Raw genomic sequence first — 18,654 nt, 5'->3', positions numbered from 1 at the left:
CAACAAAATACCTGTCTCGTTACCTCGGGTGGAAAAGGTTTCTTAAAACTCAACTCTTCTCAGAGGAGGCTTTTTTAGATCAAGTTTCTATACATTGGGTAGAGCAACACTTAATTTGAACAGCGCCTGGTTTCCCTACTTGTAGGGAGATACTTTAAGAACGCTTCAACCACGTCTTCGTGAGTATCTTGATACTCGTCTATTAGAATAAAATCATACTTATCACACAAGATTCTTCCTAACTTTGGATAGCGTCTAAATAGCAAGGTTGCAATCTTGAGTAGGCTATCATGCCCAAATGAAAGGTCACTGAACCTGTCAAAACGTGAATCATTGTATTTTATGTTTCTATGATCCTTACTATCAATTATCTGTCGAACTTCATTGTTCAACTCGGCTATTCTTTCATTTAGTTCCTGATTGATATCATCTGCTGCTTTATCATAGTCCTTTTTTCCGACCTCTTTGGGTGAAGGTTCACCTTTAACAATGTATTTTAACCTTGCATACTTCTTATAAGCACTCTTGTAGTTTTCATGATTAGCTTTTTTGAGGTCATTACCAGTTAACCCGGAACTCTCCTCAGTCTCAACTTCTGCATTAGCGACTATAAATATTTCATGTATAACTTTGTGAATTGCTTTGGTGTGGTTCTTGATTAGGGAGCCGAGAAACGAATGTATAGTGGATACGTTGTATCCTTCTCCTACACGATCAATGATTTCATTGACCGCCAAGTTGGTGTGGGTGATACACGCAATTCTCTTCTTGGGATAATCTTTGGATAGAAACTGTAGTGTTTGTTTTAGTGTTTCAGTCTTCCCACAACCAGCTCCTCCCTGCAAAACAAAACTCGTCTTATCGACAATGCATTCTTGAATTCTTTGCTGTGGTGTTACTTGGCGATCCACTTTAATCCCTCCTTGATATATGATGGGGGATTCCACTTAAGGTTATCCTTTGAAAGAGCGAGGTAGAGTATAGATGAGGCAAAACTAGACTTCCCTTTGCTATCAAGAATTTCCTCCACAAACTTGTCAGGGTCAGATTTGCAGTCATCAAACCTATTCTTGTTTTTAAGTCCATCGACATCGTCTAGATTAATGCCTATAGCCTCCATATTCGCACTCACAAATGCTTCTTCAAAGCTTCTACCTTGGTACCCGTCTTGAACATCCTGATAAGCAACCTTGATCAATGGTGATGGGTCATCATGGCTATGTTTTTTTAGCTTCTCCATCCATTCTGAAAAGCCCTTCGCGCTAAACTCCGGTGATTTATAGTAATGCCGTAAGGTTGCATTGCTGGTGTGTGTACCAATCTTTGCAGGGCAAGCCTTGTAAGTCTTTCTTCCCTTTTCACTTCCACTCTCTTCTGTTGTATCCAGATCTGTAATAATAAGCGTCTTTATCTCAAGGAAGTCGAGAAAATGCTTGAATGCTTTTGCATTGGCTCCGACTTCGAGGATTGATATGTTTTGAGAGGTAAGTGCAACATCCCCTTCATCACCTATGCCATCTGTATCAAATTGATTGATGAAGTATGGAAGGAGCATCTTTTCAGAAGTTCCTTCGATAAAGATTATCTTTTCTGCAAAGAATAGTTCTGAGGACTCAATTGTTAAGTATTGGTTGAGAAACTTGAAATTTTTCTTCTCGACCTTGTCAATATCAGTATTCTCTTCATCAGCATATCTTTCTTGTAACTCTATGTAGAAATTCCGTATCTCTGTATTAGCTTCGTCCTTTGAGGAGCGAAAGTAACGAATATCCTTGAAATTACATTTCTTGACGATATGAGCAGAGTGAGTGGAGATGAAAGTTTGAAGCCCTTTAATTCCTTTTAGAGTTTTTGTAATTTGGTCAATAAAAACATACTGTAATTGTGGATGGGTGTGAGCTTCAGGTTCTTCAATAAATAAAAGGTTTATATCCCGCTCGGTCTTTTCAAAATCAGCCTTCTCAATCTCTATGTTTAGAAGAAGGTAGAGTATGTTCATGTACCCCAAACCATTTTGATGTTCAGGAAGTTCGGCGTCATTTTTTCCATAGGTGATCTTAGAATGACTTGCCATAACCTCCTTGGACTGAAGATCGGATACAACGTTTAGGTCGGTAAGTCCAAGAAAGGACTTAGCGTTCTGAAGGAAAGGCTCAAAAAAGGTTTTGTAGTTACTGCTAAGTTGACTGTCTGCTTCAATAATTGATGAATTAATCCCGTCTAGGTCATCATGAGAAATCTTGACTTTACTATTGTAGAACTGAGTTGTTAGGTGTGAAAGAATCTTTCGTTCTTGAGGCTTTGCATCCGAACTCGTTACATTTCTATTTGCTTGGATTATCTTTAAATTGATTAGGTTATTAACATCAGATGCATCTTTTTGGATTAGGTTAGAACGATGTTTCGGCTCAAAATCACTATACTCATTAAAGATGTAGCAATGAACTTGAATATAATCAGAAAGGTTTTTTTTGATGAACTCATCTTTTCTTTTGGTAACACCATCAAGATCCTTTAACAGTTTTGATTTGTTGATCGTTGCTTCAAAGGAAATTCGTGCTGTGTTGCATTTCGGGTCAAGATCTACAATGAATTCAGAAAGGTTCTGTAGATTATCTTCTTCGCCATATTTAATACTAAGGGATAGCCTTATTGCTAGCGAATACTCATCTGTCTCTTGACTGAGCTTGAAGATATCTTCACGCTGACTCAATGGAAAGTCATCGTAGTAAAACTTCTTTGACTTCAAAAATTTTTCAAACAGTACGATGAAAGATGTTTTACCAGAATTATTTTTCCCTATCAGAAGAGATAGCTGATTATTTAACTCATCTTCCAGATCTAGTGTTGTGTCTTTAAGTAACCTGAAATTCTGTATTCGTATCTTGCTTATGTGCATTTTTTCTCCTTCTGAAAAAGAGGGAAGTAGTTGGGTATCCCTATTTTGAATTCTGATTTCGAGAATCCGGGTTTAATGATATTACGAAAATATCCATGAATATCCTCGACTATTCAGGCTGACAGCTATTAGATCTCAACCGAGTAATATTGGATATTGACCTCACTTGCCAGATATTACCGGATTTCCTTTCTTATGAACTCACATGAGTTATATTATCTTTTTTGGAGATCTTATATAACCGACTGTAATTAAAGAAGAAATCCGTCAATATCAGGAACAGGCTCCCAATATCTCTCACTTGAGTTATTTGCAACAATAAATATTTGATCAAAGACACTGACTATATATTCAGCACTCTGCACCAACTGAAAGTTGTAAAAATGGGGCTCTGGATCTCAAAATCCTGCTTGCATGCACGCTACCGCCCATCCCGGCCATATCAGGAATCATCAGGCCCTGCGATGTATACGACTGAAATCACATAGTTTATGCAGCGTGAAATAATACCATCGTCCAACATTATTTGACATTGCCCAATATCGTTCTTTCCTGCACTTTTCCAAGTGTCGGATGAAACCGCTGTGCAATTTGAGGGCCAAGGAGATTCCTTTGACTTTTCTGGCGGTATCATTGTAAGTTAGCGAGTGCTTGCCGCTGTCCGTTTTTCAGAGAGAACTCTGGAAGGCCGATGGTTTAGCTGGCAATCCTTTGAGCACTTTTTAATGCATTCTCTAATACCCAGAGCAGCCAACAAGCTGGATCTGTGGAAAAACAGAGTGAGAGCGTACGCTATGATGTTACCCGGCGTTTATTCAGGAAAATCATCCCGTTGCCTTGACTCCGGTTCCCCTGCCCGATTCACCGCCACTGCTGTTACCTCCTCTGTCCATCCCCACCGACACCCCCACCACCATTGATCCGTCCCTTTCGGGTTACGCTCATTTCGTTTATTTTTACAGTCTGAACATCTGAACCCAGTGATGGCCACTCTTTTGCGTTTGCGCCCACCGGATCGTACAGAGACCAGGCAAAACCAACCGCCGTAACAGCGGCGACTATAACAAAACTGGATTTTTATGAACGCAGTCATTTTGGCCGTTGCCATCATGCTGACCCTGAGTGTCATGCGTGTAAATGTTGTACTGGCTCTTTTCATAGGAGCCATGGGTGGAGGCCTGGCGGGCGGTCTGGGCATGACCGAGACTCTGGATGCCTTCACCAGCGGGCTGGGAGGGGGGGCCAGCATTGCCATCAGCTATGGCATGCTCGGCGCCTTTGCCATGGCCATTTCCGCCTCTGGCATTCCCCAGTGGCTGGCCGACCGGATCATTCTTAAAATTTCCCAGACCCGGAAAACCGGCAGAATACGCCTCTCTCTGCTGGTTAGCATTGGTCTGATGGCCTTTGCTTCCCAGAACCTTGTGCCCGTGCACATCGCCTTTATTCCCATTTTGATCCCACCCCTGCTGGGCGTGTTCAGCTCCCTGCAACTGGATCGCCGGGCAGTTGCCAGCACACTGTCGTTTGGGTTGATTGCCACCTACATGCTGGTTCCCATTGGTTTCGGCAATATTTATCTGACCCAAATCCTGGCGGGCAACCTGAATAACAATGGCCTGAACATCAGCCCTGGCCTGATGCCGGTGGCCATGGCTCTGCCCGTATTCGGTATGTTCCTGGGGCTTCTGGTGGCGATCTTCTGGAGCTATCGAAAGCCCCGTCACTACCGGGTTGAAGAGCCCGAACTGCCTGCAACACCGGAGAGCACAGGCAGCTCACAAAGTGAGTCCCTGAGCACCCGCTCAGTCACCACTTCTTTTCTGGCCATTGGCCTGGCCCTGGGCGTGCAGCTCACCACCGGCTCAATGGCCATGGGTGCTGCAATCGGGTTTCTGGTGATGATGATCGGTGGTGTGGTTCACTGGCGGGAGGCAGACAGTGTCTTTACCCAGGGAATGAAAATGATGGCCCAGTGCGGCTTTATCATGATCAGCGCCGCAGGGTTTGCGGAGGTGCTAAGAGCCACCGGCGATATTCCGGCACTGGTCAGTATGGTGGAACAATTGGTATTCGGCAGCCAGGCTATTGCCGCACTTCTGATGCTGGTAGTGGGATTGCTGATCACCATGGGCATCGGTTCTTCGTTCTCAACCATCCCCATTATTGCCACTCTTTATGTGCCACTGGCTCTGTCCCTTGGGTTTTCCCCTCTGGCCACGGCCGTTCTGGTGGGCGCCTCCGGCGGCCTGGGCGATGCAGGCTCACCGGCCTCTGATTCAACCATTGGCCCTACCGCGGGTTTGAATGTGGACGGTCAGCATGACCACATCCGGGACACCGTTATTCCCACCTTTATTCACTACAATATCCCGATGATTCTGTTTGCCTGGGTGGGCGCGATGATTTTTTAACGGTGCTCTGTCGGCCAGCTGTGGGTACTTCTATTTCTTGGTATAAAACGTTTTGTAATGACATAAAACCACTTATGCGAGACTGACCCAGGAAGGGAACAGCAATGCTCATTACAGCACCTTAACCCGGAAGTCGGGCATGAACTCCGGGTTAAGGTGCTGTCATTCAGTTGACCCCAGGCCGATTTACAGGTCAATGATGCCCATTTTCATTTCACTGACTTTCCCGAGGTAACTGGCAAAAATCACCTTTGCCGGAAGCGCGGCCACCCCCTGTTTGTCAAACGTCTGAGCGGCGGCGGCAAGTGCTGTGCCCCATGAAGTAATTTCTGAAACATTGGGACCACCCAGCCACCAGTTGTTGCGTAGCCGGGCATTACTGCCCTGGGCGAGCACGATTTTTTGGCCAGTATAGGTCTTTCCTTTATGTTGAAAAGACATTGTTCCGATAAAGGCAAAATTGAGTTTGCCGGGCAAACCATCATAGCTATCGCAGGCTATGGCGGAGCCAGGTTTGATTGCCGACTTAAACCAATGGGCTACTTCAGTTGATTTACTCCTTCCTGCACCAACAACAATGGTAGCTCCTGTTTCATCGGTTTCGATGCATTCAATTCCTTCCCATGGCTGACCTTTGGTTATGCAGTGGTCTTCAATGTCAAAGGACAGATCGGAAAGCCCTGTCATGGATAAACGGAATTCATTGTCACGAAGTTTGGTCATTTAAGTTTCCTTGAATTGTTATTCAATGGCCAAAAAATTATGTCTAGTCCTGTCCCACACTGGCTGACTTTACATATTACAGCGCAGGGTTACAGTAACTTCGTCATCTATCTGATCAACATCCGGTTGCCAGGCATTGCAACCTGGACGCTCCAGTGCAGTGAAATGCCAGGTGTTTTGTCTACATTCTGCTTTTAGGCCAGTGCGCCCCGTATCACCGTCGCTTTGCACCCATGCGATCAAGGTAAACCCATCTTTCATTTCCCCCTCTGCCCGAATTTCTTCGGCGTCTTCAGATTCGGGAGTGTATTATTTCGACAAGTAATAGGATTTCATTACCCTTGAATTCGTCACGCCTTGTGGGACTGAAATGATTTCAAAATATCAGAGATGAACCACTGATATTGATATGCGCCCCATAGACCACTTCAGTGAGTCGTAAAGGGAGCGGCTGGGACAGCAGAGAGCTTCTTTCATACCCTGCTGATCACATGGTCTAAGCTGTCAGATTTCATTCAGGTAGCCTGTAGTGATGTTCAAAACCCTCACCTCTCTTATTTTGACCCTGCTACTCAGCTTACTTCCTGCCCTGGTTTACGCCACTTGCGACAAGTGCACAGGAGGGTGTATGTGCAAAAGTGAAAGCAAAACTCTCAATCAGCCCAGTGCCCCAGAAGGCACTTCAGACCCTGGCCATAGTGAAGAAAAAACGAATAATACTCATCAAGGTTCAGGAAAAAATCACTCAAATTCTCTTAAAATCGCACAGACTCCAGCCCTTCCCGGCGTCCAGGCATCAGCAGCCCCAATAACGGATATCTGGCATACATGGGTTGACGGGTTAAGTCTATCCATTACAAACCAGGATCACCCTTTTCCTGAGCTATCTGCATTTACACAATCTCAGGGCTACTGTCTGGAAGAGCTGGAATTACAATCCTCAGAATCCCCCTCAAAGAGGCGTGACATTCTATCCGATATCAAGAAACACCTGGAAAAGGGAAACACTCTATTCTACCGTGACACCCGCATTGGCCGTAACAGAGTACCCACCACCCAAAGATGGCGTGCTCTTGTTCCTATGGCCCATAGAAACCAAGGGTCCCCAGGGTATGTTGTATACGATTTAAAACCAGAAACAGGCAAATTTAACAATGTTGGTACCGGCCCAATATCAAATGTTATAGAGACATTGAGATTTGAAATAGACTTGATATTTCCCGCTAGCCCAATTACACAGCCTGCCACGAAATAAAATCAACCTTTCTTGACGAGCAAACTAGACGGCTCCGTCAATGTTGCGACAGACTTCCACCCCATAATACGTGTCCCTACGATAACTGGGTGAGTTGCCGCAAGAGTGGTTGTCACCATGGTGACAGCCTCATAAAATCGCGCGCGCTGGCTATTCAGTGTTCCAGGAGCCTGTCATTTACCTGAACCGAAGTATCCAGCAACCATTTAAATGTATAAAAGTTATCAACCGTTGCAGGCAACGCCTGTTTGCAACTGACCTCCGTCAGGACACCCAATGAGCACAAATTACGCGAATCCGGCCCCCCTGGGTCTCTGTGGTTTTGGTATGACCACCATTCTTCTTAACCTGCACAATGCCGGTTTTTTTGAAATCAGTGCGGTCATTCTGGCCATGGGTCTGTGCTATGGCGGCCTGGCTCAGGTACTGGTGGGCATGATGGAATTCCGTCGTGGCAACACCTTCGGCACCATGGCTTTCACCTCCTATGGCCTGTTCTGGTGGTCACTGGTGCTGATCTGGGTTCTGCCTGCCACCGGTGTCACTCCTGCATCTCCCGCCGGATTCGTTGGCTGGTACCTGTTGCTCTGGGGCATCTTCACCCTGTTCCTGTTTGTTGGCACCCTGAACGCCTCCCGGGCCGCCCAGTTTGTCTTTGGCTCCCTGACCACCCTGTTCTTCCTGCTGGCCTACAAAGACTTCACCGGTAATGCTGCCATCGGAACACTGGCGGGCTATGTAGGTATTGTCTGCGGAGCCAGCGCCATCTATGAAGCCATGGGCCTGGTACTGAACGAAAAGCTGGGACGCACCGTTCTGCCTCTGGGGGAACCCAAGCCCAAGGCAGCCATTGGCCAGACCGTCGCCGCCTGACCTCAGCCCTCTTGCAGCACCTGAAAAAGGAACCATTTACTGGTTCCTTTTTTGTATCTGGCTAACCTGTTGCACGGACGCTGCTCTCCTTCAGGAAAAGAATCTGCCATTCATGGTGCCACCCAGTCCTATGAGCTAAAGTTGAAAAGCGATACTAAGTGGGTAAAGGAGATGATTTATGGAAAATCTGTATGAACGTGATTACAACCTGTGGGCCGAGCAGCAAAAAGAACTGCTGAGAAGCGGCCGGTTTGATGCCCTGGATATCACGAATCTGATTGAGGAGTTAGGGGAAGTGGGTGGCAGTAACAGAACAGCACTGAAATCTCACTTCAACATTCTCCTTATTCACCTGCTGAAGCTGGATTACCAGATGCGGGTGCTTCAGGACCCCTGGATCGCTGACAAAGTGGCCTACACCTGGCTCCCCAGCATCCATAACTCCCGTTCTGGCATTGAGGATCTGCTGGAGGCCAGCCCATCACTGAAAACAGAGCTGAATGACGTCATTGAACAGGTTTACCCCAGGTCAAAAAACAAAGCCATTGAGCAAATGAACAAATACATCCAGCCCCCGGAAAAAAAGCTGACTCAGGCCTCTTTCCCCCATACCTGCCCATGGACTCTGAAGGAGTTGATGTCTGTTACTCTGTTGCCGGAAGGTTGATGCGGAAGCTACCGGCAATAATCGGGTTCGGGACTCGATAAAACTAACTGAACTGATACTCCCCAGTCTTACTCTGTCTCACTTGATAGAAATTCACCCCGGGGTACAGCTTGTTTTTGATGTACCAGACATAGGCAATCATGGCGACAGAAATGGTCAGGCTGGCAGCGGTCATCAACGGTGCTTCCGAAAAGCCCTGCAAGGCTTTGGGCAACTGGGTGATACTCAGAATAAGGTAAACGTTATAGGTCGCCAGGCTGTATTTATAGAATCCCCAGACAAATAACAGCGCCACGGCTGAGACCGAGCCCGCCAGCCAGAAAGGCGCATTCCCCCCCAGGGCCGACCCAATGATGAAAGCATTCAAAACGGCAAAACCGGAAAACACCAGCATCAGGGTGATCAGAATATTGTTCAGTCGATCATACTGGAGACACAACCCCTGATCCTTGAGGGTTGCCACCATATGGGCCACCTTTTTTTCCTTGATGTCTCCCCCTTTGAAACGCTGGAAAATCTCGTCTTTACTGACACCACTGTCAAGCAACCGCTGCATTTCTTTTCTGGTCTGTTTTTTGTTCATTGTCTGGTGAGCCCACTGGCAGTATTCAATCCGTCGAGACAGCACCACGTCGGTTTCAACTCGCAGTATGTCCCCGAAAATTAACAGCAGGCCCATTGTGCCACTTCCCGCAGGAAAAAGAAGGCAGTCGTATAAGTGGTGTCAGCTGCGAGCCGCTATTGCTATGCAAAGGTGTATAAAAAGGGTTCAACGGAAGCGATATAGAAAATAAAACCCGGGGATGATTTATAACGAAAAAGGGGCTCATTTGAGCCCCTTTTTCAATGTTCCAAAAACCCTTTATTTACGGGCAAGTGTCGTATTATCCAGGCCAAGCTGAGCCAGATACTTTTCAACCACTTTGCCTGGCAGAGGGATGTAGCCATCCTTCACCACCACTTCCTGCCCCTGCCTGGACATCACCAGCTTAACAAATTCACGCTCCAGCGGAGAGAGAGGTTTGTTGGGCTGCTTGTTGATGTACACATAAAGGAAGCGGGACAGGGGGTAGCTGCCGTTTACTGCATTGAGCGGAGAGGCATCCACAAATTGCTGACCCGATTTTTTAGCCAGGGGCACAGTGCGGACACTGGAAGTTTTATAGCCTATTCCAGAGTAACCAATGCCATTCAGTGACGCAGAGACAGACTGGACAACGGATGCAGAGCCCGGCTGCTCGTTAACACTGTTCTTGAAGTCCCCTTTGCACAGTGCTTTTTTCTTGAAGTAACCATAGGTACCGGAGACAGAGTTACGCCCATAAAGCTGCAGAGAGCGATTCTTCCAGGCACCCTCCAGCCCGGCATCCCCCCAGGTACGGATATCAGTGGCACCACCGCACTTGCGGTTAGAAGAGAAAATGGCATCCACCTCCGCCATGGTCAGCCCCTTGATGGGGTTGTCCTTGTTCACAAACACCGCCAGGGCATCAATGGCTACTGGAATAGCCGTGGGCTTATAACCGTGCTTCTTCTCAAAAGCAGCCAGTTCCTTATCTTTCATCTTCCGGCTCATGGGCCCGAAGTTAGCCGTCCCTTCGCTCAGTGCTGGCGGAGCCGTAGAAGATCCAGCGGCCTGGATCTGTACATTGACATTGGGATATACCCGCTTGAAATCTTCCGCCCACAGGGTCATCAGATTGGCCAGGGTATCAGACCCCACGCTGGACAGGTTCCCGGATACACCCCTGGACTTTTCATAGACTGGCAGTGATGGATCCAGCGAGCTGGCGGCTGCAGCGCCACTTCCCACCACCAGAGCGGTAGCCGCCGAAAGGGCTGTCATCAGTTTCGTTATTTTCATCCTGGAGCTCTCCCGTAAGTTGATGATCAAGAGGCTATATCACTGACTACTATCGTTGCTGCCTGGGTCGCTGGTTAAGTTTCTGCAGCGAGACAGCCTCCTGGTGTAACCTCTGGAGCCCACTATAGGGTGCAAATATGACAGTTCTGTGAAAAGCCCGCCAATAATTCAGAACATTAGTGCCAGTCAATTGATCCTTTACCTGGGGCAGGCCTATAATGGCGCCGTAAAGCCATCGCTCTCGAAATAATGAGAATAACAAACAGCCCGTTAGCGGGAATGCCCGGACACTCCAGGAACACGACACAAGTCATCTGCATCCAGGACATTCACCAGACTTCGGCTGTCGGGGGAATAAAAGTATGCATCCCGTCCGGAAGCTATTCACACAAGCCATCCATCAATCCGTCAAGGCACTGGATCTGATCACCGAACACACCGGAAGACTGGTCAGCTGGGCCAGCCTGCTGCTGGTATTGGTGGTTTGCTGTGTCGTGGTGCTTAGATACCTTCTGAACATGGGCTCCATCGCCATGCAGGAGTCCGCCATGTACCTGCACGCCCTTCTTTTTCTGGGCGCCAGCGCCTATACCCTCAAACACAATGGTCATGTCCGGGTGGATGTATTCTATCGCCGGATGAGCCCCCGCCAGCAGGCACTGGTCAACAGCCTGGGTACCGTCTTTCTGTTGATTCCGGTTTGCCTGTTTATCGGATTCATGAGCTGGGACTACATTGCCCGCTCCTGGAGCATTATGGAGACGTCCCAGGACCCGGGCGGCCTGCCGTTTATTTACCTGTTGAAAAGCCTGCTGCTGGTCATGGTTTTTACCCTTCTGCTGCAAGGCGTTGCCGAGTTGCTGCGCTCCCTGATGATCCTTACCGGACAGGGCGCCATGGAAACCAGTGAAGAAGGAGCACAGGTATGATGGACTTTATCCCCCTGTTGATGTTTGCCTGTGTCTGCCTGGTGTTGCTCGCGGGCTACCCGGTGGCTTTTTCACTGGCGGGCACAGCCCTGCTCTTCGCCGGCGTCGGTTCCGTCACCGGAGCCTTTGACCTGTCTCTGATGAATGCTTTGCCCAGCCGACTGTTTGGCGTGATCACCAACCAGACACTGATCGCCGTTCCCCTGTTTGTGTTTATGGGGGTGATGCTGGAAAAATCGAAAGTGGCGGAAAGCCTGCTGGAAAGCATGGCCCGGCTGTTTGGCAAAACCCGGGGTGGGCTGGGATTGTCGGTAACCGTGGTCGGAATGCTGCTGGCGGCCAGTACCGGCATTGTTGGCGCCACCGTGGTCACCATGGGGCTGCTGTCACTGCCCACCATGTTACGTCGGGGTTACTCGCCGGCACTGGCCACCGGTACGATCTGCGCAACGGGCAGCCTCGGCCAGATCATCCCGCCCTCCATCGCCCTGGTTCTGCTCGGGGACGTACTCTCCAGTGCCTACCAGCAATCACAGATCAAAATGGGCGTGTTTTCCCCGGACACCGTATCCGTGGGTGATCTTTTTGTCGGGGCGGTGATCCCTGGCCTGCTGCTGGTCGCTGCTTACGCCCTTTATCTGGTCATCGTTGCCAGAGTCCGGCCTGACGCTGCTCCGGCCCTGAATGACGACGATATTGAAGCCCTGGGTAACAAAGAGCCGCTCTGGATCAGCCTGCTCCCTCCCCTTCTGTTGATCGTGGCCGTCCTGGGCTCCATTCTGGCTGGAGCCGCAACACCGACAGAAGCTGCCAGTGTCGGTGCAACTGGCGCTATTCTGCTGGCGGCAGCCAAAAAACAATTGTCGTTTAACACCCTGAGAGAAGTGGTTCGCTCCACCACTCAGGTCACCTGCATGGTTTTCCTGATCCTGATCGGAGCTTCGGTATTCTCCCTGGTGTTTCGCGGGTTCAATGGCGATGAGCTGATTCACGGACTGTTCGAAACCATGCCCGGGGGCACATTTACAGCGGTCCTGGTGGTCATGGTGGTGATGTTCCTCCTGGGCTTTATTCTGGATTTTATTGAGATCACCTTTGTGGTGGTTCCCATGGTAGCCCCGGTGCTGCTGGCCATGGGGCTCGACCCGGTATGGCTGGGAATCATGATCGCGGTCAACCTGCAGACCTCTTTCCTGACTCCTCCCTTCGGGTTTGCCCTGTTTTACCTGAGAGGCGTTGCGCCCCCGGAGGTGGCTACTGCTGATATTTACAGAGGCGTAGTTCCCTTTATCGTTATTCAGCTTCTGGTGCTCGGTGCCCTGGCCATCTGGCCACAACTGGCCACATGGCTGCCACAGACGCTTTATGGATAAGCTCTCCATAGAGAAAAATGCCCATAAAGAAAGAAAAACAATAAGAAAATGGAAGTAATCCCATGAATACCACCAAAGAACATCTGGACAACACGCCCTCCCCGGAAGGGGAGCTGACCCTTAAAGTGCTGGCGGACCACCGGTCCGTCAACAGTGCCGGGGATGTATTCGCCGGCTGGGTCGCCATGAACCTGGACCAGGCCGGGGAAATCCGGGCCAGAAAAGAAGCCAACGGCACCCGCCTTGTTACCGTCAGCATTGGTTCCATGAGTTTTCTAAGGCCCGTTCAGATGGGAGACCTGATCGGCCTGTTCACCCGGGTGACTGAGATCGGTACTACCTCCATTAAAGTGGCCGTTGAAGCCTGGATTGAAAATCATCAAGGTTGGGAAAAACTGACGGAAACCAGCATGGTGTTTGTGGCTATTGACCGGGGTGGGCGCACGGTGAGAGTCAGGAAAACCGGGTAAATTCAGTTTTGCTGGTATATAGGATCTTCTTTCAGTGGCAGAGTACAAAAAAAGTCTTATTGACTTTATTTTTTGCGGTTTGCGGCTGAAAGTACTTTTTCTCTGTAATCACTAAAAGACAGTTTTGTTCGAGGGTATTTCTGTATGGTTTTAAAAACAGAAGAGTCCTTTGCGACAACTTGTATTTCGCAATGACCATGCTCAATCGCATTCTTTGACTTTAAAACATTAACCATTGCTCTCAAATTTTGCTCCATAGGGCAAAAATGACCACTGGTGTTATCCAAATAAATAATTTTTCCATTTTGATCCGTATGAATGTTGCCAGCAGCCACTGGCCAGTCATTAACAGCCAGGCAGGAATGAACCACTGTTTTATTACGATAAGGCCCAACTGAAGAGTGGGGCGCTCCATAAATATTACCTTTCTTATCCATGACAATTTTAAACTCAACATCTTCCAGAACCTCTACCCCAGGCTCTTTCTTAACTCCAAGAAGCCTCGATGTATCTAGTATTTCTCCCTGCCAGATGACGTGACCATCAGGATCAATATTAAGTTTGAAATGATCAATCTCCGCTTCACCAATAATTAAAAGCTCTCCTTTTTTTGCCATCAAGCAATCCTTAGAGGTGATGTTATCATCCAGTACCTGGAGAGGCTTTAAACCTCCCGGTTTATCAGCAATTTTATCCTTAGCTTCGCCCAGTGAAAGTGTTTCCAGGTCAAGTAACTGTTCTTGCTTCCAGCCAAATGCAGAGTCCTGATTTTTCAGTGCTATCTGTTTAATATCCTCTGCGGCTTGCTTTGCCTCTTTGTGATAACGTTTCTGATCTTTCTTGTTGATCCAATCTCCTACTACAGGCACTTTCCTTACAGCACTTCCTAAAGCACTTGATTCAGCTTTATCTCCTACCTTTAAGCGGCCATCTTTCACTCTAAGAAGACCATCGACAGGGGATTCCTTTATATTTTCCTCAGAGAATTGTCGTTTGGGTAACCTCTTCAAGTTTTTGGTTGGTCTGGAATCATGATGAGACACATTAGCATCAAGAATCTTTTTCTGAAAATCTTTGACTTTCTCCCCAACCTTTTTTAAATATTGGGAAGATTCTTTTACCACGTGCGCAACGGATCTGCCCTTAAGAAAGCCGGTTTTCTTTTTGGTTTTAGGAGCAGCTGTATTTTCATTGCCAGAATCTATACCAGTAACCTGATGGTTAGGAATACGGTTTGAGTAGTCATTGTCTGTGCCCATTATAATTCCTTTTAAGGTTCATCAACTGTGACTGCTCATTAATTTCACTCGCCACTTTTCCAGCAACTCCCGCATACGCTCCATGGTCACCGGCTTATCAACGCATTCATTCATACCGGCTGCCAGGCAGGCCTGATGGTCTGACTCCATGGCGTTGGCACTGAAAGCAATAATGGGGATATCAGCACAGTGACTGTGAGAGGCACGGATACGGCGGGTGGCTTCCAGTCCATCCAGTTCAGGCATCATGCAGTCCATCAGCACCAGGTCATAGCGATCCCGGCTCAACCTCTCAATGCACTCAAGGCCATTAGCGGCGATGGCACAGCTGCACCCCAGTTTTTCCAGGAGCTTGGCAACTACCATCTGATTGACCGGGTTATCCTCCGCAACCAGTATATGAAGCCCGATGGCTTCCCTTCCCTGATGATCTGTCACTGACCCCGTGCCCTTGCTTTTCCCTCTATCCCTATTGATATCTGGCACAGGGTGCAGGACTTTAGAAATGGCACAACAGCTGGGCTCTTGCTTTGGCCACCAGAAAATGAAAATCGTCAGAGTATTTTTTCTATGACAGTGCGCTTATGGCAGCTTAATTTACACCCTCTTATACACAACGGGTCTTGACCGAAAAACTGTCTTTCAGGCTGACGTTTAACTCATCCCCGGGCTCCAGGGGGCCGACACCCTCAGGGGTTCCGGTCAGCACCACATCCCCAGGCAGCAGGGTAAAGTGCCGACTGATATAGCTCAGCAGCCCAGGAATAGAGGTCAACATATGAGCCGTTGTTCCCGACTGCCTGGGCTGCTTGTTCACATCCAGTGAAAACTCCAGCTCCCCCAGACTGTCAAAGTGCTCTTTGGCCACAAACCCCGTGAGCGGGCTGCTGTTATCGAAGGATTTGGCCACCTCCCAGGGAAGGCCTTTTGCTTTCTGCTGGCCCTGGAGGTCCCGCAAAGTCAGATCCAGCCCAAGCCCCACCGCCATAATGGCATCCATGGCCTCCTGCTCACTGGCGTTCACCAGGGCCGACTTTATCAGCAGGGCCACTTCCGTCTCATGGTGCACAGCACCACGATTCCGGGGTAATGAAACAGGGTGTTCAAGGCTGGTCAGTGCCGTACTGGGCTTGATAAACAGAACCGGATCATCGGGCAGGGGGTTATTGAGCTCCCGGATATGAGCCGCGTAATTTCGCCCCACGCAGACCACTTTACCGGCAGGCAGGTCAATCCGGTCGCCACTGATCCAATGGTGCCTGTACTTCATACAGCATCCCTTGTTGAGCCCGGTTATGGCGGTTAAAAAGCAGACAATACAACCGTCACCCGGGAAGATTATTATTAGTCATTCAATAAAAATGCTGCCATTTTACCCAGAGTGAGGACTATCATAGGGAAAGGCCGCACCGTGGAAGGAGCATATCATGTCAGAAGAACTGCACCTCAACATCCAGAGCCTTCACGACATACTGGAAGGGTCTCCGGTAGATGAGTGCACTGCCAGCACTCTCAAGCAGATTACCGGAGAGATCCAGATTGCTGTCGCCCAGGCAGAAGGGGATATCCCACTCCAAAGTTATAACGAACAACTGGAACAGGAGGCTATCCGCTTCAGCGAAGACCACCCGGCACTGACCCAGGCCATAAGGCAGGTTATGACAGTGCTTTCAAGCATCGGTATCTGAACAGTTAACCGGTCGTTCATTGCCAGAGAGTTTCTGGACTGAGGTCCCAACAGTAAATGGTTACAGCCAATCATCTTACCGTGGACCAGCCCATGGCTCTAGCCTATTTATCGATGAGGTGGATTATTTCACCTCTTTCCCCCTGGAAAGCGGCCTCACTGCTCATAAGAGAACATAACCTGCGCCGTTCTTACATCAATTTGCAAAACAGCACCACCTGTACAAAGCACTAGTCATTATCCCCTCCATCCGTAGCCCAGACAGAAGATCACGTAAAACCCGAAGCCCAGCTGTGCTATGATGCCTTGCCTGACATCTCCCAGAAAAACCAGAAGCAGAGTTTCACATGCCGGAAATATCCCTGGATAAAAGCAAGATCCGTTTTCTCCTCCTTGAAGGGGTTCACCCATCTGCTGTCGACATCCTGAAAAACAGTGGCTACACCAATATTGATTATGTCACCACAGCACTCCCCCCCCAGGAGCTGAAAGAGCGTATCGCTGATGCCCACTTCGTGGGTATTCGTTCACGGACACAGCTGACCGACGACGTATTTGAAGCCGCTAAAAAACTCTGCGCAGTGGGCTGTTTCTGCATCGGCACCAACCAGGTAGAACTGCCTGCAGCGACCCGGCGCGGTATTCCTGTCTTTAACGCCCCCTATTCCAATACCCGTTCCGTAGCCGAGCTGGTTCTGGCTGAAGCCATCCTTCTATTGCGGGGTATCCCGGAAAAAAATGCCATAGCCCACCGGGGTGGATGGAAGAAAAGTGCCGCTAACTCCCATGAAATCCGGGGGAAAAAGCTGGGAATCATTGGTTATGGCAATATCGGCAGCCAGCTGAGCATCATGGCCGAATCCATGGGCATGGAGGTTTACTTCTATGACATCGTCACCAAACTCTCCATGGGCAATGCCACACAGATCAACGATTTGAATACGCTGTTGAGCATGTCCGACATCGTCAGCCTTCATGTCCCGGAAACTCCGGAAACCCAATGGATGTTTGGGGAAGAACAGCTGGCTGCCATGAAGGACAACAGCATTCTGATCAATGCCTCCCGGGGTTCCGTGGTTGTGATTGAGGCCCTGGCGGAATACCTTGAAAACGGCAAGCTGCTGGGGGCCGCTATTGATGTCTTTCCTGAAGAGCCCCGGGGCAATGACGACGAGTTTGTCAGCCCTCTCAGAGGCAAAGACAATGTGATTCTCACGCCCCATATTGGGGGCAGCACCCAGGAAGCCCAGCAGAACATCGGGCGGGAAGTGGCCGAGAAATTCATCATGTACAGCGATAACGGTACCACCCTGTCATCGGTCAACTTCCCACAGGTGGCGCTCCCGGCCTACCCCGGAAAACACAGGCTGCTTCACATCCACGAAAACATTCCGGGTATTCTGGGCCAGATCAACCAGGTCTTCTCGGAAAACAACATCAACATCAGCGGCCAATACCTGCAAACCAACGAATCGGTTGGTTATGTTGTCATTGATGTGGATGCGGAACACAGTGAAATGGCCATGCAGAAAATACGACACATTGAGGGTACTATCCGCTGTCGAATACTTTACTGATCGCCAAAAGGCCTGGCTGGAGTGGTGCGGTTGCACCACTTGGCCCTCCAATAGGCCCTCCCAAATAGCCCCCAGAGAAAAACGGAGAATAACCTATGATGATCCGACCGGCTGCAGCCCTCACCCTGCTGGCTTCCTTGTGGCTCTCGGGTTGTTCCGACAACGAAGTGGGCGATGTCAGCCTGGGGCTGTTCACCACCAAGGACATCAAAATCCAGACCTTCAATGACCCCATCGTCTCCGGGGTTACCTGCCACATCAGCCACGTCAAGGCGAATCTGGATTTTGCCGACCCTTCGGATATGGGAATTTCCTGCCGTCAGACCGGCCCGATCACCCTGGGGATGATCGAAGCCATCGATAAATCGAAAAGCGGCGAAGTGATCTTCAAAGCCTCCAAAAGCATTCTGTTTAAATCCCTGAAAATCCGGCGTATCTGGGACGATAAAAACAAGACACTTATTTATCTGGGCTACTCCACCAAAGAGACGGAAGGCAGTGAAAAACACTCTTTATCCACTGTCCCGCTCTGGGGGAGCCCGGTCTGGAAGCAGCTGCCTGCCAAATCGAAATAAAAAGCATTCCCCCAATAACTGTGAATTGCAGTTGAAGTTCTGATATAAGATTCTCTCTGCCACTTTTCAGCGACTGCAATTCCACAGAC

The 18,654-nt window shown here is 48.9% G+C and carries 19 protein-coding genes; 10 read left to right on the top strand and 9 right to left on the bottom strand.

Annotation, left to right across the window (positions count from 1 at the left end):
- Nucleotides 1-110 precede the first annotated feature (110 nt).
- Both ACNRUY_RS14650 and ACNRUY_RS14645 read right to left on the bottom strand, forming a co-directional pair.
- Nucleotides 111-911, bottom strand: a complete 801-nt coding sequence (locus tag ACNRUY_RS14650) for a UvrD-helicase domain-containing protein (protein WP_488112381.1) — start codon at nt 909-911, stop codon at nt 111-113.
- Complete coding sequence (locus ACNRUY_RS14645; protein ID WP_488112380.1) at nt 896-2,899, bottom strand: ATP-dependent nuclease; 2,004 nt, start codon at nt 2,897-2,899, stop codon at nt 896-898. The genes ACNRUY_RS14650 and ACNRUY_RS14645 overlap by 16 nt, the downstream gene beginning before the upstream one ends.
- A gap of 1,079 nt (nt 2,900-3,978) precedes the next feature.
- Between ACNRUY_RS14645 and ACNRUY_RS14640 the strand changes: the two genes are divergently transcribed.
- Entirely contained in the window at nt 3,979-5,313 is a 1,335-nt protein-coding gene (locus ACNRUY_RS14640; RefSeq protein ID WP_488112379.1) for a Na+/H+ antiporter family protein, read from the top strand.
- 186 nt (nt 5,314-5,499) lie between these two features.
- Here the strand turns inward: ACNRUY_RS14640 and ACNRUY_RS14635 are convergent, their stop codons facing one another.
- Both ACNRUY_RS14635 and ACNRUY_RS14630 read right to left on the bottom strand, forming a co-directional pair.
- Complete coding sequence (locus ACNRUY_RS14635; protein WP_488112378.1) at nt 5,500-6,000, bottom strand: hypothetical protein; 501 nt, start codon at nt 5,998-6,000, stop codon at nt 5,500-5,502.
- Between the two features lie 105 nt (nt 6,001-6,105).
- Nucleotides 6,106-6,297: a hypothetical protein gene (locus ACNRUY_RS14630; protein ID WP_488112377.1), complete on the bottom strand. Its 192-nt coding sequence runs from the start codon at nt 6,295-6,297 to the stop codon at nt 6,106-6,108.
- 367 nt (nt 6,298-6,664) lie between these two features.
- Here ACNRUY_RS14630 and ACNRUY_RS14625 point away from each other — a divergent pair, with 367 nt between their 5' ends.
- From ACNRUY_RS14625 to ACNRUY_RS14615, 3 genes are all read left to right on the top strand, one after another.
- On the top strand, nt 6,665-7,291 hold the full coding sequence (locus ACNRUY_RS14625) for a hypothetical protein (protein WP_488112376.1): 627 nt from the start codon (nt 6,665-6,667) through the stop codon (nt 7,289-7,291).
- Between the two features lie 276 nt (nt 7,292-7,567).
- Nucleotides 7,568-8,164 carry an acetate uptake transporter gene (locus ACNRUY_RS14620; RefSeq protein ID WP_488112375.1) on the top strand — a complete coding sequence of 199 codons (597 nt, stop codon included), beginning with the start codon at nt 7,568-7,570 and terminating at the stop codon, nt 8,162-8,164.
- A 178-nt stretch (nt 8,165-8,342) separates the two neighbouring features.
- Nucleotides 8,343-8,831, top strand: coding sequence for a DUF29 domain-containing protein (locus tag ACNRUY_RS14615; RefSeq protein ID WP_488112374.1), 489 nt, complete (start codon nt 8,343-8,345; stop codon nt 8,829-8,831).
- Nucleotides 8,832-8,874: 43 nt separating this feature from the next.
- Here ACNRUY_RS14615 and ACNRUY_RS14610 read toward each other — a convergent pair whose 3' ends face one another.
- Nucleotides 8,875-9,510: a hypothetical protein gene (locus ACNRUY_RS14610; RefSeq protein ID WP_488112373.1), complete on the bottom strand. Its 636-nt coding sequence runs from the start codon at nt 9,508-9,510 to the stop codon at nt 8,875-8,877.
- Nucleotides 9,511-9,693: 183 nt separating this feature from the next.
- Complete coding sequence (locus ACNRUY_RS14605; protein WP_488112372.1) at nt 9,694-10,695, bottom strand: PstS family phosphate ABC transporter substrate-binding protein; 1,002 nt, start codon at nt 10,693-10,695, stop codon at nt 9,694-9,696.
- A gap of 362 nt (nt 10,696-11,057) precedes the next feature.
- On the opposite strand from ACNRUY_RS14605, the gene ACNRUY_RS14600 reads away from it, so the two are divergent.
- The 3 genes from ACNRUY_RS14600 to ACNRUY_RS14590 all read left to right on the top strand — a co-directional run bounded on the left by ACNRUY_RS14600 (nt 11,058) and on the right by ACNRUY_RS14590 (nt 13,467).
- Nucleotides 11,058-11,624, top strand: a complete 567-nt coding sequence (locus ACNRUY_RS14600; RefSeq protein WP_488112371.1) for a TRAP transporter small permease subunit — start codon at nt 11,058-11,060, stop codon at nt 11,622-11,624.
- Complete coding sequence (locus ACNRUY_RS14595) at nt 11,621-12,997, top strand: TRAP transporter large permease (protein ID WP_488112370.1); 1,377 nt, start codon at nt 11,621-11,623, stop codon at nt 12,995-12,997. Before ACNRUY_RS14600 ends, ACNRUY_RS14595 begins: the two co-directional genes overlap by 4 nt.
- A gap of 62 nt (nt 12,998-13,059) precedes the next feature.
- Nucleotides 13,060-13,467, top strand: coding sequence for an acyl-CoA thioesterase (locus ACNRUY_RS14590; protein WP_488112369.1), 408 nt, complete (start codon nt 13,060-13,062; stop codon nt 13,465-13,467).
- A 65-nt stretch (nt 13,468-13,532) separates the two neighbouring features.
- Here the strand turns inward: ACNRUY_RS14590 and ACNRUY_RS14585 are convergent, their stop codons facing one another.
- The 3 genes from ACNRUY_RS14585 to ACNRUY_RS14575 form a co-directional block, all read right to left on the bottom strand.
- Nucleotides 13,533-14,726, bottom strand: a complete 1,194-nt coding sequence (locus ACNRUY_RS14585) for a hypothetical protein (protein ID WP_488112368.1) — start codon at nt 14,724-14,726, stop codon at nt 13,533-13,535.
- 21 nt (nt 14,727-14,747) lie between these two features.
- Nucleotides 14,748-15,164: a response regulator gene (locus ACNRUY_RS14580; RefSeq protein ID WP_488112367.1), complete on the bottom strand. Its 417-nt coding sequence runs from the start codon at nt 15,162-15,164 to the stop codon at nt 14,748-14,750.
- 169 nt (nt 15,165-15,333) lie between these two features.
- Nucleotides 15,334-15,996, bottom strand: a complete 663-nt coding sequence (locus ACNRUY_RS14575; protein ID WP_488112366.1) for a fumarylacetoacetate hydrolase family protein — start codon at nt 15,994-15,996, stop codon at nt 15,334-15,336.
- 157 nt (nt 15,997-16,153) lie between these two features.
- Between ACNRUY_RS14575 and ACNRUY_RS14570 the strand changes: the two genes are divergently transcribed.
- From ACNRUY_RS14570 to ACNRUY_RS14560, 3 genes are all read left to right on the top strand, one after another.
- Complete coding sequence (locus ACNRUY_RS14570; protein WP_488112365.1) at nt 16,154-16,414, top strand: DUF4404 family protein; 261 nt, start codon at nt 16,154-16,156, stop codon at nt 16,412-16,414.
- Between the two features lie 346 nt (nt 16,415-16,760).
- Nucleotides 16,761-17,990 (top strand): phosphoglycerate dehydrogenase, encoded by a 1,230-nt coding sequence (serA, locus tag ACNRUY_RS14565; protein WP_488112364.1) that lies wholly within the window; start codon nt 16,761-16,763, stop codon nt 17,988-17,990.
- Between the two features lie 95 nt (nt 17,991-18,085).
- A complete protein-coding gene (locus ACNRUY_RS14560) occupies nt 18,086-18,565 on the top strand; it encodes a CreA family protein (RefSeq protein ID WP_488112363.1) in 480 nt (159 codons plus the stop codon).
- Nucleotides 18,566-18,654: the final 89 nt, after the last annotated feature.

The organism is Endozoicomonas sp. Z74, assembly GCF_057680865.1.
The sequence above is the reverse complement of the archived record's forward strand: the minus strand, read 5'-3'. Positions and strand labels throughout refer to the sequence as shown.